General features: G+C 66.5%; 12 protein-coding genes and 1 pseudogene. 8 read left to right on the top strand and 5 right to left on the bottom strand.

The window, feature by feature from the left end:
* Window positions 1-198: 198 nt before the first annotated feature.
* Entirely contained in the window at window positions 199-864 is a 666-nt protein-coding gene (locus tag ACFZAU_RS40780; protein WP_500556427.1) for a nitroreductase, read from the bottom strand.
* A 337-nt stretch (window positions 865-1,201) separates the two neighbouring features.
* Between ACFZAU_RS40780 and ACFZAU_RS40775 the strand changes: the two genes are divergently transcribed.
* From ACFZAU_RS40775 to ACFZAU_RS40750, 6 genes are all read left to right on the top strand, one after another.
* On the top strand, window positions 1,202-2,188 hold the full coding sequence (locus ACFZAU_RS40775; RefSeq protein WP_500556426.1) for a serine hydrolase: 987 nt from the start codon (window positions 1,202-1,204) through the stop codon (window positions 2,186-2,188).
* 349 nt (window positions 2,189-2,537) lie between these two features.
* Window positions 2,538-3,839 carry a D-alanyl-D-alanine carboxypeptidase/D-alanyl-D-alanine endopeptidase gene (dacB, locus tag ACFZAU_RS40770; RefSeq protein WP_500556425.1) on the top strand — a complete coding sequence of 434 codons (1,302 nt, stop codon included), beginning with the start codon at window positions 2,538-2,540 and terminating at the stop codon, window positions 3,837-3,839.
* A gap of 350 nt (window positions 3,840-4,189) precedes the next feature.
* Window positions 4,190-4,600, top strand: coding sequence for a cupin domain-containing protein (locus tag ACFZAU_RS40765; RefSeq protein ID WP_500556424.1), 411 nt, complete (start codon window positions 4,190-4,192; stop codon window positions 4,598-4,600).
* A 607-nt stretch (window positions 4,601-5,207) separates the two neighbouring features.
* Complete coding sequence (locus ACFZAU_RS40760) at window positions 5,208-6,056, top strand: alpha/beta fold hydrolase (protein WP_500556423.1); 849 nt, start codon at window positions 5,208-5,210, stop codon at window positions 6,054-6,056.
* Between the two features lie 171 nt (window positions 6,057-6,227).
* Window positions 6,228-6,971 (top strand): isochorismatase family protein, encoded by a 744-nt coding sequence (locus tag ACFZAU_RS40755; protein ID WP_500556422.1) that lies wholly within the window; start codon window positions 6,228-6,230, stop codon window positions 6,969-6,971.
* A 291-nt stretch (window positions 6,972-7,262) separates the two neighbouring features.
* The gene (locus ACFZAU_RS40750; RefSeq protein WP_500556421.1) at window positions 7,263-7,430 is read left to right on the top strand and encodes a DUF5670 family protein; all 168 of its coding nucleotides are present in this window, start codon (window positions 7,263-7,265) and stop codon (window positions 7,428-7,430) included.
* Between the two features lie 455 nt (window positions 7,431-7,885).
* Here the strand turns inward: ACFZAU_RS40750 and istB are convergent, their stop codons facing one another.
* Window positions 7,886-8,611, bottom strand: coding sequence for an IS21-like element helper ATPase IstB (gene istB, locus ACFZAU_RS40745; RefSeq protein ID WP_500556442.1), 726 nt, complete (start codon window positions 8,609-8,611; stop codon window positions 7,886-7,888).
* Window positions 8,612-8,717: 106 nt separating this feature from the next.
* Between istB and ACFZAU_RS40740 the strand changes: the two genes are divergently transcribed.
* Window positions 8,718-8,999 carry a hypothetical protein gene (locus ACFZAU_RS40740; RefSeq protein ID WP_500556441.1) on the top strand — a complete coding sequence of 94 codons (282 nt, stop codon included), beginning with the start codon at window positions 8,718-8,720 and terminating at the stop codon, window positions 8,997-8,999.
* 39 nt (window positions 9,000-9,038) lie between these two features.
* On the opposite strand, the gene istA is transcribed toward ACFZAU_RS40740, so the two are convergent.
* The gene (gene istA, locus ACFZAU_RS40735; protein WP_500556440.1) at window positions 9,039-10,514 is read right to left on the bottom strand and encodes an IS21 family transposase; all 1,476 of its coding nucleotides are present in this window, start codon (window positions 10,512-10,514) and stop codon (window positions 9,039-9,041) included.
* A gap of 420 nt (window positions 10,515-10,934) precedes the next feature.
* On the opposite strand from istA, the pseudogene ACFZAU_RS40730 reads away from it, so the two are divergent.
* Window positions 10,935-11,222: pseudogene (locus ACFZAU_RS40730) on the top strand (hypothetical protein); the annotation flags it as partial.
* Window positions 11,223-11,300: 78 nt separating this feature from the next.
* On the opposite strand, the gene ACFZAU_RS40725 reads toward ACFZAU_RS40730, so the two are convergent.
* Together ACFZAU_RS40725 and ACFZAU_RS40720 are read right to left on the bottom strand one after the other, a co-directional pair.
* Window positions 11,301-12,311, bottom strand: coding sequence for a questin oxidase family protein (locus ACFZAU_RS40725; RefSeq protein WP_500556420.1), 1,011 nt, complete (start codon window positions 12,309-12,311; stop codon window positions 11,301-11,303).
* A gap of 124 nt (window positions 12,312-12,435) precedes the next feature.
* Window positions 12,436-13,122, bottom strand: a 687-nt coding sequence (locus ACFZAU_RS40720) for a transposase (protein WP_500556419.1), incomplete at its 5' end; no start/stop codon positions are given.

Here is a 13,122-nt window from a genome sequence, read left to right as displayed (position 1 = left end):
GACGTCGTGCGTTGTGTAGACGGGCTGGGAGAAACCGCGGGCACTGCTCAGGTGCAGGATGCGCTACTGCGGGACATCAATCGGGCTTGCAGTGACCGTGCGCCAGTGTGCGCCCATCGCTTGACCGACTGTGAGTGCAGCGCCCATATGGGTAGCTGCCTCGCGGCCGTCTGTGCTGGACTTACTGTTCCGCTGTTGTCAGCTGTCGATGAGGGTAAGGGTTTCATCGAGTGGCGCCCGACCGGTTCGAGGGAGACTTACTGTGACGTCCTCGAACCCGATCGACATACCGCAAAAGAGGATGAAGTCGTCTGGAGGCCTGACCATTTGCGCGACAGTCTGGTGAAACTTGGCCCAAGCCATTTGTGTGCAACTGTGTAGTCCTTCAGCGCGGAGCAGGAGCATGACGGTCTGTAGATACATCCCGAGGTCGGACCACTGGGGCCGGCCCATGTCACGGTCGATGTAGCAGAACAAGGCCGCAGGGGCGCCGAAGCAGTCCCAGTTGTCGGCAGCGGCTCTCTGCCGTGCTTCGACGTCTTCGTGCGCAATGCCGAGTGCCCCGTAGCGCTGTTCACCAAAGGCGGCCCGGCGCTCGCGGTAGGGAGACTTCAGTGCCGAGGGGTACTGCTGGTACTGCGGGTCGTCCCACGGGTCGTCCGCTGCTAGTCGTTTACCTGCACGCTTCTTGAGCTCGGTCAGCGGCTCGCCGGTGAGCACATAGATGTGCCAGGGCTGGAGGTTCGATGCAGAAGGTGCCCAAGCTGCTGTCGACAGCACGCGCTTCAGCACTCCGCTGGGTATCTGCTCGCGGGTGAAACTGCGCACTGCCCGCCGGCTGGTAACTGCCTCGTATACGTCCATGGACCGCGCTTGCCCCAGTCGACACGGTTCACTCGCCGAGGCGCAAACGTTGTGTCGTGCGAACAGTGTGATGCATCCCGGGAATCACGGCGACCGCTACTACCGGCCCTGCGACACAGTCCCACACCCCATGGCGGTTGGTGGACGACGCTGCCGCGAACACTGAGTTCAGGCCGTGAGGTGCTCCCTGTGCCGGAAGACATCGTCGTGCCACATTCCAGATGGTTTCGGGACGTAGCTCGGTGCCCCCACGGCCCTTGTCACAGAGAGGGCTCCCGCCTTGTCTTCATCATAGAACCGGAACACTGCATGCTGACCGGCCATCAGGACTGTCCCCGTGCACGACAACACATCTGGCCGGCGCCGCCGGTCGCGCAAGGAACTGCGGCTCCGCCGCAAGGCAAGGCGACGACGCGTCATCGGTACGACGGCCACGACCGTTGTGGCTCTCAGCGCTACCTTCGGCTACCTCACCACCCGAGACCCTGACGGCAAAGCTCAAGCGGCGTCAGGCAAGTCTTCGACATTCACGGCTACCCCCCGCCCCTCCCCGTCGCGTTCCGTTCCGGCGCCGGTGCCGTCGGCTTCCGATTCAGCGGCAGTGGATCTGTCATCCGCGCTCAAACCAGTGACGACTCTCTTCGGGCAGAACCGAATGGCCGTGGCCGTACAGGAGATCGGCAGCAGACGAAGGGCGACGTTCGGAGAAGGTTCCTTCGACACGGCCAGCATCGTGAAGGTGGACATCTTGGCAGCGTTGCTCCTGCAGGCTCAAGATGCCGGACGCACGCTCACAGATGAGGAGCGCGCCTATGCCGCCGCAATGATCCAGAAAAGCGGCAACGCCTCAACGAGTGTCCTGTGGGAGGTGATCGGCAGCGCCGCGGGGCTTGACGCGGCGAACCGGCGCCTCGGTCTGATCGAAACCCGAGGCGGTATAGGCACGGCGTGGGGTATCACCCAGACCACTGCTGCCGACCAGATCACACTGCTCCAGGCGGTCTTCAGTGCCGCTTCGCCGCTCAGCCCCGCGTCGCGGTCGTACATCCAGGACCTCATGTACCACGTCTCCGACGATCAGGACTGGGGCGTGTCCGCCGCGGCGGAGCCGGGCAAGCCGGCCGCGCTGAAGAACGGCTGGCTGCAGCGGAGCCGTACCAAGAGGTGGGACGTGAACAGCATCGGCCGAATAGAGAGAAACGGGCGCGTCTACCTCACCGTGGTACTGCTCAACAACTGCAGTACGCAACAGGTTGGCATCCGGTTGGTCGAACAGGCAGTTTCTGCAGCAGTCACGGCGCTCGCCAAGGCCGCCACCTCCTGAGGCCGGAACCTCGAGTCGTGCTCGTTGATCGCGCCCGGCATGTCACCTTGCACAGTCCGGACGCCTAAGCGAGGGGGATCATGGCGCGTCAGCAACGCTGCGAGCGCACGTCAGGTCAGCGACTGCGGCTCTTGCGCAGCCGCAACCGGTGACATGGAGGCACGCCTACCCCCGTAGGCGAAACCAGGTCTGCTAACGCGTCGTGGGTAGGCGCTGCCGCTCCCACCCTCATCCGCCCGGCTCAGGTCCCACCGAATGGATGCGGGATCTTCACAACCGAGACAGTGTTACACGGTGTTACACAACTAATCTAGATCTGTCGCCCACGCCTAACAACAGGAGTCATCCCATGCCCAGCGCCCGGACGGCGGGAGGCCGTCACCGCAAGCCCAAATCCATGAGCCCGACAGTAGGCCGCACTCTCGTCGTCGTTGCGGCCGCTCCGGTTGTCGGAGTCCTGTTCACGGCGCCGGCCGCCTTCGCAGCCGACCGGCTCTCCCCGACCGAGCAGCGGATTGCGGACAACCTCGAGTCCCGAGTCGTCGACGCCCGCATCGGCACGAACGTCAGTGGTGTTGTGCTCAACACGAAGTCAGATGAAGTCATCTGGGGCCACAACGCGCACACGGCGCTGATGCCCGCTTCCAACACCAAGCTGGCCACAGCAACCGCCGCTCTGACCGTTCTGGGACCCGACCACAGATTCACCACGCAGGTGGTCTACGGCAACGGCACCCTTACTCTCATCGGCGGCGGAGACCGTACCCTGACCACCGACGGCGTCTTCGCGCTCGCCAGGGATGCGGCCGCCGGCTTGAAGAGAGCTGGCCTCGACACAGTGAAGGTCCGGATCGACGACAGCCTTTTCGCCGAGCCGGGACTCGCCATCGGCTGGAATAAGGGCTACTACGACGGCGTGATCGCGCCGGTGCGGGCGCTGTCCCTGGACGGGAGCTTGGCAGCAGACACGGGCATGGAGGCCGGTGAAAGCTTCGCCAAGCAGCTCGGTGAACAGGGCATCACCGTCCACGGCCACGTCACCCGCGGTCGGGCTGGCAATGGCAACGTCCCCGTCGCAGAGCACACTTCGCAGGCTCTGTCTTCTGTCATCAAGCAGATGCTGAAGAAGAGCGACAACGACATCGCCGAAGCGCTGCTGCGGATGACCGCGCTTGCCGCTGGGCAGTCGGCTACCTTCGAGGGCGGCGTTCAGGCGGTGCGCACCGTGCTGAGCGAGCAGTACGGGGTGTCGATGGAAAATTTCGTCATCCATGACGGCAGCGGGCTCTCCCGCGCCAACCGCATTCCGGCTCAGACCATCGCCGATATCCTCGACAACGTCACCGAGCCGGTCTACCGGGCTGTGCTGAGGTCCATCGATGAGGGCCTCCCGGTCGCTGGTGAAGCGGGCAGCACCCTCGGCCCCGAGTGGGGCCGCTTCGACACCGCGGACTCGGAGTGCGCGGTAGGCAAGGTCAAGGCGAAAACCGGCACCCTGACGGGCGCTATCGCACTCAGTGGTCTGACCAGGGGCGACGACGGTCGCTGGCGGGTGTTCGCTTTCGTCGAGAACGACTCCACCGCAGACCCGGCGGACATCAAGGACGCCCTCGACGGCCTCGCCGCGACCGTTAACGGCTGCTGGGAGTAGCCCAGGCCCCGAGTCTCGCCTCCGCGTGGCCCCGACGCAGGCATGAGCGTCCAGGCTTCCGTGCCCGGGGGCCACGCACACGCGGGCAGTGCCGTGGTGCTGCTGGTTCAGACTGTGTTCGTCGTGGTGGGGGACTCTAGTCGGTGACTGCGCCGTCCAGAGCATGCCTCGTGAACCGGTCGGGCGCCCAAAGCGCGCATGCTCCTTCGGGCAGGGCTCCGGATCAGGGTGCCGACTGCGCTTCGTCGCTCATGTCCCCGCGCGGCTGCCAGCACACGAGGCCCGGTTTCTGTCACAGGCACTGAGGTGGCTTTGTCGAGACAGTAGACAGCCCTTGTTTGGAGGTACGCATGAGTGCAGACCACCCCCACATGCCGCCTGGCGTCGAGGTGATCGCAACGCTGGCCGAGGCAGCGGCCCGGATACCGGAGGGCGCCGAGGCCAGGACCATCCGGGTCACCTTGCCGCCCGGCGATGTTGGGGCTCCGCCGCACCGGCACCCCGGGCCGCTCTTTGGCTACGTCACCCAGGGCGAGATCCTCTTCGAACTCGAAGGGCAGACGCCCCGGGTCCTCAGGGCTGGCGACGCCCTTTTCGAGCCCGGCGGCGACGTCATCCACTACCAGGGCGCCAACAACCTCACCGACGCGCAGTCGCAACTAGTGGTGACCATGTTCGCAGCGCCCGGCGCCCCGATTCTGACCGTGGTCGGCGCGGACGAGCTTGCCGAACGACGGCACTTGCGGGCATCTCGACCCTGATGATTTGAGCAGCCATCGGCCACGACCATGCGCCGCGGCGGGGCGGGGGCCGCTGCTCCTCTCACTTGTACGGGCACGGAGGTAACCAGGGTGGTTGGTTGGTACTGCTGGCGCATGCCGTAGTCACGTTCGCGCCAGGCAGTCACACCGCGGGGCCACCCAGTCAGCCATGGTTTGTCGCCTGCCGGATCACGGAGGCAGTGTCCGGTCGCTGGCCCTCCCCCGGGCTGGCACAGGATCTAGCTGCAGCCCGAAATCCAAGTGGACATAACTCCGCTATCGCTGCGGGCGAGGAACGGCTGAGGATGACGCAGCCCGGGTGCTGGCCCGCCATGGACCCGCGCAGCTAAGGAGCCAGCACAGCCAGCCTTTGCGACGGCCCACGTCTTCGTCAAGGTCACCAAGACGACCTGGTGGAGGCTAGGCGCGCCCGCGGGCCGCATTCGGCACCTGCGTATAGGCAAAACCTCCGCGCCAGGCCGACCTGCTCGGTTCCGGCACATCGGTGATGAGTCGCCCTCGAGGAACTCCGGCGGCTCACTGTCGTGTCCACTACCGGTCCTCGCGCGAGGACCGACCCACTGACAATCGCTTGGAAAGGCCTTCTGTGACCCGCCATTTTCAGTACCGGAACGTCAGGAATCCCCTGCCCCTCTCGGCGGCTGTGTCCGCCAGCGCCGGCCTCCTGGGCGCTGTCGTAGCTCCTGAGGACGCCGTAGAGGCCTCGGGTGAATCCACTGGGGACGGCAAGCCAACGATCGTCCTCGTTCACGGTGCGTTCGCCGACTCCTCGAGTTGGAACGACGTCATCAAGCAGCTGAAGCAGCACGGCTATCCGGTGGTGGCCGCGGCCAATCCCTTGCGCGGACTGACCACCGATTCCGCCCAGGTGAAGAGTCTCCTGGCGAGCATCGCCGGCCCGGTGGTCCTCGTCGGACATTCCTACGGCGGTGCCGTCATCACCAACGCTGCTCTTGGCTCCGAACAGGTGAAGGCATTGGTCTACGTCGCCGCCTTCATCCCGGACAAGGGCGAGAGCGCCGACGGCCTGGCGAAGAAGTTCCCAGGTAGTTCGCTAGGCGAAGCACTGCGGCCTGTCCCGTGCACCCTGCCCGACGGTTCTCCCGGTGTCGACCTGTACATCGACCCGGTCAACTTTCACCATCAGTTCGCCGCGGACGTGCACCCGTACACCACGAACCTCATGGCGGCTACCCAGCGCCCCGTCACCGTCGCGGCACTCGAGGAAGCTTCCGGCGAGCCGGCATGGAAGGCGATTCCGTCCTGGGCTCTGGTGGCCGGAGAGGACCTCAACATCCCGCGTGCGGCCCAGATATTCATGGCCAGGCGCGCCCAGTCCCACATCATCGAGATCCACTCGTCCCACGCCCCGAGTGTGTCTCACCCGGGTGACGTCGCCGACATCATCGAAAAGGCAGCGCGCTCTGTCCGCTGACCAACCGGTATTTCACGCTGGGGCGCTGACGTGCCCCCCTCTCGTCACCGCACGAGCCATCGTCAACAGCTCCACGCCGATCTGTCTCGGTCAGCAACCCCCGACCCGAACTCCGCACGTACCGGATCACGCCTCGTCCCGATCCGTCTCAACGAAAAGGAAAGGTCCGCCGTGCTCGACGCGCCCAACGCCGGCCCTTACGACAGTCTGACCCCGCAGAACGCAGTCGTCCTGCTCATCGACCACCAGCTCGGGCTGATGCAGCTGATTGACGACATGCCTCCGGAAACAGCGAAGAACAACGTCATCGGGCTCGCCCGGGCCGCCAAGACTCTGGGGCTACCCGTGATCCTCACCACCAGCCGTGACTGGGGGCCTAACGGGGTTCTGCTGCCCGAGCTGGCCGCGCGGTTCTACGAAACCGAGATCATCCGCCGCCCTGGCGTCATCAATGCCTACCGTTGGCCTGCATTCCGTGAGGCACTGGAGGCCACCGGCCGTAAGAAGGTCATCATCGCCGGGGTCACTGCCTCGACGTGCCTGTCGTTTCCGTCCCTCGACATGGTGGCGGACGGCTACGAGGTGCACGCAGTCATCGACGCTTCCGGCGCTGAGGCGCCTGGCGAGATCGTCCGCGACGCGGTCGTGGCGAACCTCTCGCGGGCTGGAGTGCACATCAAAACATGGTTCGGCGTAGTGGCTGAACTGATCGCCGACTGGCGACGCGACGAGGCTCTTGGGTGGCCCCTCGCTGTCGGAGCGGTCCACGACCACCTGCCCAGCTGGGGCTACCTCCTGGACACCGATATGGCTTACGGGACCGGGCGGATGACCCCGCCCGAATGGTTCAAGAAGGGCCAGTCCGAACCGACAGGCCGCACTCCCGCCATGGGCTCGCCCCAGCACAGCGGGTAATCGGGCCGCGCGCAAGGAACCGGGTTGTCGATCTCCTCGCTGCCTGGTTGACCGACCGGGATGGTGTGGGCGATGCCCCGCTCCCCCAAACCAGCTGCGATGGCCCGTGAGCATTGTGCTCATATCGCCGGGTGGCAACTGTTGCCGGACGGCAAATCTTTATCCTGCCATAGGCTGGCGTTGCCGCAGCGCGTAACCGGGATGGCCGCTGGGCTCGGGCGACCCAGGCCCTGTGCGTGGCGCATGGGAACCGGCCTGCGGGGCAGACGCGATGTCAGGAGGTCATAAGACATGGTTCCTTTGTTGCTTGTCCTGCTGCTGGCCCTGATTCTGTTCGGTGCCGGCTTTGCCCTCAAGGCGCTGTGGTGGATCGCCATCATCGTGCTGGTGGTGTGGCTCCTCGGCTTCGTGTTCCGCAGCGCCGAAGGCAGCGGACGCCGCCGCTGGTACCGATGGTGACCTGACCTATCCCCCTCCCCCGCGCAAGGGTGGGGTTCGTGCCGCCGCAAGGGCCGCGAACCCCACCCTTCGCACTGCCCGCACCCATACCGGGTAGACGCCACCATAGGCGGCTCGCCGGCAACGTGGACCTCCCCGGCGAGCCGCCGCCTGCCACCACCTCCTCGCACGCAGCGGCGCGGGCAATCTGAGGCGCCGCAATGGGCGGCCACTCGAGGCAAGGCAGGGTCAATTGAGCACAGCCCTGTACAGCTACGCGTTCTGCTGCCCTTCCCCGGACAGGACACGGCCCTGCAGCATCTGCGCGGCATAGCCGGTCGCCGCGTGCGATCACCACACCCCGGACCCGGCTGTCACCGGTCATTGAGATGCCCAGGTGGGTGGCCGTGGGGTGTCCAGGGTGGTGGCCATCAGAAATCCATGCCTGTGGCCAGTAGTGTTCCTGGGGGTGGGGGTCAGTGCAGGGGGATCACGCCCTTGCCGGCGAGGGCCTCGGCGAGGCGGTGCGAGTCGCCGGTCGTGGTGACGAGGTGGGCATGGTGCATCAGGCGGTCGGTGCTGGCTCCGGCCAGGGTCTTGGGCATGATCGTGTCGAAGCCTGAGGGGTGAATGTTGCTCGTTACTGCGATCGAGCGGCGTTCGTAGGCGGCGTCAATAATCCGGTAGAACGCCTCGGCGGCGTCCTCGCCGACGGGTAGCAGGCCGATGTCATCGACGACTATGAGGTCCGCCCGGCAGATCCGTGCAACAGTCCGCGCGGTGGACCCGTCGACCTTCGACTTGCTGATTGCCGCGCTCAAGGTCTCCAGGGTGAACCAGGCCACTCGCAGGTCCTTCTCGATCGCGGCCTGTGCCAGACCCTCGGTGAAGTGCGACTTTCCAGTGCCCGACGGACCGGCGATCACCAAGTTCTCCGCGCGGCCGATCCACTCCAGGGTGACCAGTGAGTTCTGGGTGGGCTCGGGAATCGTGGAGTTCTCGGCTCGCCAGGAGGCCAGGGTCTTGCCGGTGGGGAAGTTCGCCGAGTGGCGTCGTAGGCGGCGGGTGGCGGCGTCGCGGCCGGTGACCTCTTCGGCGATCAGCAGCCGCAGGACCTCGGCGGGGTCCCAGCGTTGCGCGCGGGCGGTGGCCAGCACGTCGGGGGCGGCTTTGCGCATGTAGGGCAGGCGCATCCGGCGCATCAGCTTGTCCAGCTCCTCGGGCAGGGCCGGGGCCTGGGGAAACGTCACGGTCGTATATCCCTTCGCTGGTCGGGGCGGGCGCCGATAGGCTCGGCCGGTGATCAATATGGCGGTGCGTGGTGACAGCGGAGACTTCGTGGCTCGCGCCAAGGCCGGTGTGGTGTGGACCGCTGACTTCGCGGACCTGGACCCGGCGGACTTTCCGATGTTCTGGGCCCTGACTCCGTATGGGGATGCGGTGTTCAACCAGCGGCAGATGCCGCTGCTGCTGGCGGAACTCGACCGACTTCCTGCAGCCTGTGGTGGTGACTGGGTCGCGCAGGCCCGCGAGTTGTGCCAGGTCGTCGAGCGCGGGCTGCACCTGTATCTGTGGTTCATCGGTGACTGATCCCGATCGACGAGTCTTCAACTGGCCTGGGGCCGACGCCTATTGGCCCAGGGCCTGCCAGCCGATCGTGCCGCTCTGGACGGAGTGCGTCTCGTCCGCGCGTACGAACTCGCCGGCGGGTCTGTTCGCCGCGAGATGCTCCAGGATGGAGAGCAGGTCGTCGTCGGCGAAGCGTCCGGCGGTCGCGGCCAGCCCCAGAGCCTGATCGACGCTGTCGGAGCCCATGACCGTGGCGAGCTCGACGGCACGGGCCATCTTGGCGCGGATACGGACCGCGCCGGCGGGTCCGGCCTCCTTGAGCCAGCGGCCAGCTCCCGGGCCGATGCCCACGAACGCGATCTCCGCTTCCGAGCGCGGTTGCAGTCTCGGTTGGTGGACGCCGCGGCCGTCGGGGTGGTCGGGGTAGTGCGCATCGATGATCTGCGGAACCCCTGGGACCGACAGCTGGTGGCGCCAAATTTCCGACAGATTACCGGAGTTGGTGCGAGCGGTGATGGACAGTTCCTCGCCGACCACCCGGCACCAGACCCGGGCGCCGGTATAGCCCGGCGGGGTCGAGTAGCGCACCGCGTTGAAGCTGATCGTGCGGTCCGAGCCGACCACCCACTGCTCGCCCAGCGCAAGTGCCAGCGGGTCCATCGGGAGGACGTGCAGCGTGGTGCGTTCGATGTCGAGACGGTCGGCGGGTATCTGTCCGGTCGCCCGGTGGCGACGCGAGTTCACCGCATCACACCAGGTGAGGCAAGCGTCTGCGAGCTCGGCGAAGGTGTCGTAGGCAGGCAGCAGGTTCGCATCAGTGGGCACCAGGTTGGCCTTCGCAATACGGACCGTGGCCTCCGCACCGCCTTTGGACTCGGGGTCGCAGGGGACACAGCTGACCACTTGGCAACCGTAGTGCCGGCCTGCGGCGACCATCTGCGGATGCCGGACCGGGATCCCGGCGATGTGCTCGACGGTGACCGTCTTCGCGTTGTCGGTCAGTACGTAGGTCGGCGCCCCACCGATCCGACGGAATGTGGTGTCCAGGCAGGCGACCAGGGTGCCCAGGGTGCAGTCCCAGACCGGGATCACCACCCGGAAACGGGACCAGGACAGCCACGCGCAGAACAGCCAGGTCCGGCGCCCGCCGATGCGAGGCCCTTCTCCCCAGTCGAACTGCAGCCACCGCCCGGGCTCGGGGATCCACGGCCGGTAGGTTCGCCGCTTGCCCGCTTTCCATGCGGTCTTCGCCGCGTTCACCGCCCGCCGGGTCGAGCGCGCGCTGCCCAGGTAGCCCATCTTCACGAGCTTCTCGTGGACGACGTCGGCGCGGATCGTCGCCTTGGACTGCTCGACCCACTCCTCGATCTTCTCCAGGAACGCGTCGATCATCTTCGGTCGCGGCTCGCGTTCATACGGGTTGCGCCCGCTGGCGCGGGCATCGACATACCGTTTGACCGTCTTCGGGTCGTGCCCCGTGAGGGTCGCCGCCGACCAGACCGTCTCGGTCAGGTCGTACGCCTCAAAGATTTCCATGATCTCTCTGTCAGACTTCGTCACAGGACCTCTCCGGCCGGTTGCTGATGCTCGCAAGCACCAGCAAACCGGACGGAGGGGTCTCCGTCAGATAAGGGAGCGATCAGGAACAACAGGCCATCCACCTGGATTTCCGGTGGCCATCAGCCTGGACTCGACTGGCCGCACACCTGGACCTTGCCACGGCCGCCGACACCGGCCCTCGCCGTCAGCAAAGTGCCGCAGACCGCATACGACCGGCATGGCGTGGGGAGATGTGAAGACGCGGCTCCGTCCACCTCCACAGCGGACGGGGCCGCGCCAGTGCGACACCCCGGGATCACCACGGTGACGAACCGACCGGGGGCGGGCGTCGCACGTGGAGCGGCTACCCATGCCTTGCACGCCCACACCGCGGGCTCGGACTCTCGACGCCGCCGGATGGGCCGTACTCGAAAGTGGTGCCGGCGACAAAGCGCATCACAGCACCTCAGCTGGCGGCCTTCCGCTGTGCCCACCAGTGTCCGACCTCGCAGGGCCGTCGGGATGCCCAGTGGGGGTCTACCAGGACCACCGGGGACCTTCACCACCATCAAACGGGAGCTGCTGGCCACGACCGCCTGCCCCAGCCGGACCGCCGCCCGCACCGCGATCTTCGACTTCATCGGGATCGAAAGATGGTGCAACCTGCACCGTCTGCACAGTAGCCTCGGCTACCGCAGCCCCGCCGAATACGAAACGGCACACGCAGCCTGCCACCACACCAACGGTGTCCATCCATGCGAAACAAGCTCAGTGTGGATATCCTCACCCCAGCGGGTTGCTCAGTTCCATGGAACGCAAAGCTGCCGCAAGGGCAGGTTCATCAGCAATATCGAGGGCAGTGTCTGTCAGCTTGATGACGTGCTCGTCACCATGTGCCAAGGCTAGTTCGAAAACCTCTTCGGGCGTGAAGCTGCCGGGTGCGGCGTATGCAATCGGGGTATGTGGTGCGTACATCGCGGTCACTGCCGCCGAGGCCGTCCAGGCTGCCTGCAGGCTCGGTTGCCACATGGCGGGTGGGAGCGCGGGCAGGGTGCGCAGGATCGCGTTGGGAGCCGTGGCCGCGTGGACAAGCATCGTTTCCTCGCCGTGGCCGTGCGTGGCATACCTGTGTGTTGCCGCCCGCACCAGTTCGGTGAGGTGGTGGTGCGCTTCGCTTGGTTCTGTGACTGCTGGTGCCCACACCGGCAGGGCCTCGACGCGGTCGATTCGGGCGGAGAAGCCACCGTCCTGTAGGGCGAGGGGGGGTACCGCCTCGAGAGCGTCGGCTGCGCTGTCAGTGCTGGGAAGAGGGGAAGGAACCGCGATGGGTCGGTGGCGCGCGGCCCAATAGCCGAGACCGTGAGCCAGCTCAGCCAAGCGTGGTTCGGTGATCTCGGCGGACAGGAGTGCGCGAACGGCGTGGCCGACTCGGATCACCGGATGCGTCGAGCCACCGTAGATGCCGGGCAGGAGACGCGGCCACCACTGCGTGAGCACCTCGCGCCACAGGCGTTCGGCGACCTCGCGTTCGAAGTAGTCGATCCAGTCGGCCGCGCGGCGCGGATCGCCAAGCGCGGAAGACCAATTCGCTTCCGTCACCGGCTCGACGCGGGACGGGAACTCCTCAAGCTTGTGCGCGTACAGGTCGAGCCAGCGGTGCACCGCATGTGCCTGTCCGCGAGCAGCGAGTGCCTCGACGGCCATCGGCGCGTGGTTGGTGAGCCGCCCGAGCCGCTCGGGCCCCGTGCTGTGCAGTCGCTCAAGTGCCTCATCCAAAGTCCCAGTCTTATCCATGTCATGGACAGTAGGCAGGACGCGGCGGCGGCGTAACGGACTACAGACGCAGACTCGACCTAGAAGACTGGTGAAGATCTTGGTGTGGGGCTGTTCGGCCGTAGGCCGGACAGCCCCTGTTCTGCTATGCGGTGGCCGGGTTGAGGTGCCAGGTTCCGTCGGTGTGGGTGAGTCCGAGGTTGATGAGTCGGCGGAGGTTGAGGGCGGCGGCTCGGGTGTGGAGCCAGGTGTTGTTGGCGATGGTGCCGCGGTAGCGGAGTTTGCGGTTGCCGTGCTGGACGAGCCAGGCGACGGCGCGTTCGACCGGTGGTCGCCAGCGGCGGTAGTCGGCCTGCCAGTCGGGGTCGGTGGCGGCCTGGTGGCGGGCGGCCGCGAGGAGGTCGTGGTGGGGGCGGATGGTCAGGGTGCGGCCGGCTTTGGCGTTGGTGCATCGCTGACGCAGTGGGCAGTCGGTGCACCGGTCCTTGAAGGCGGCCGTGCGCTGCAAGTGTCGTCCGCCGGGGTCGGACAGGGGGACGGTGTGTCCGGCGGGGCAGGTCACGGTGCCGTGGGTGGTGTCGATGGTGAAGTCGTCGAGGGTGAAGCCGCCAGGGACGGCTGGCCGGAGTGGGGCGGGCTTGAGGAACAGCCGGTGACCTGCCTGTTCCAGGGCTTGGCGGGCCTGGCCGGTGGAGTAGGCGGTGTCGCCGAAGGCGTCCACCGGCCCGTCTTCTTCGGCGAGCAGGTGCAGGCCGACGGTGGCTTCGTGGTGCTCGGGGCCGGCGCCGGGCGTGAGGGTGACGGCGGTGTATAAGCCGGTCTCGGGCTCGAC

Source organism: Streptomyces sp. NPDC008238 (assembly GCF_042956445.1).
GTDB lineage: Bacteria > Actinomycetota > Actinomycetes > Streptomycetales > Streptomycetaceae > Actinacidiphila.
This window is presented reverse-complemented; position numbering and strand designations above follow the sequence as displayed.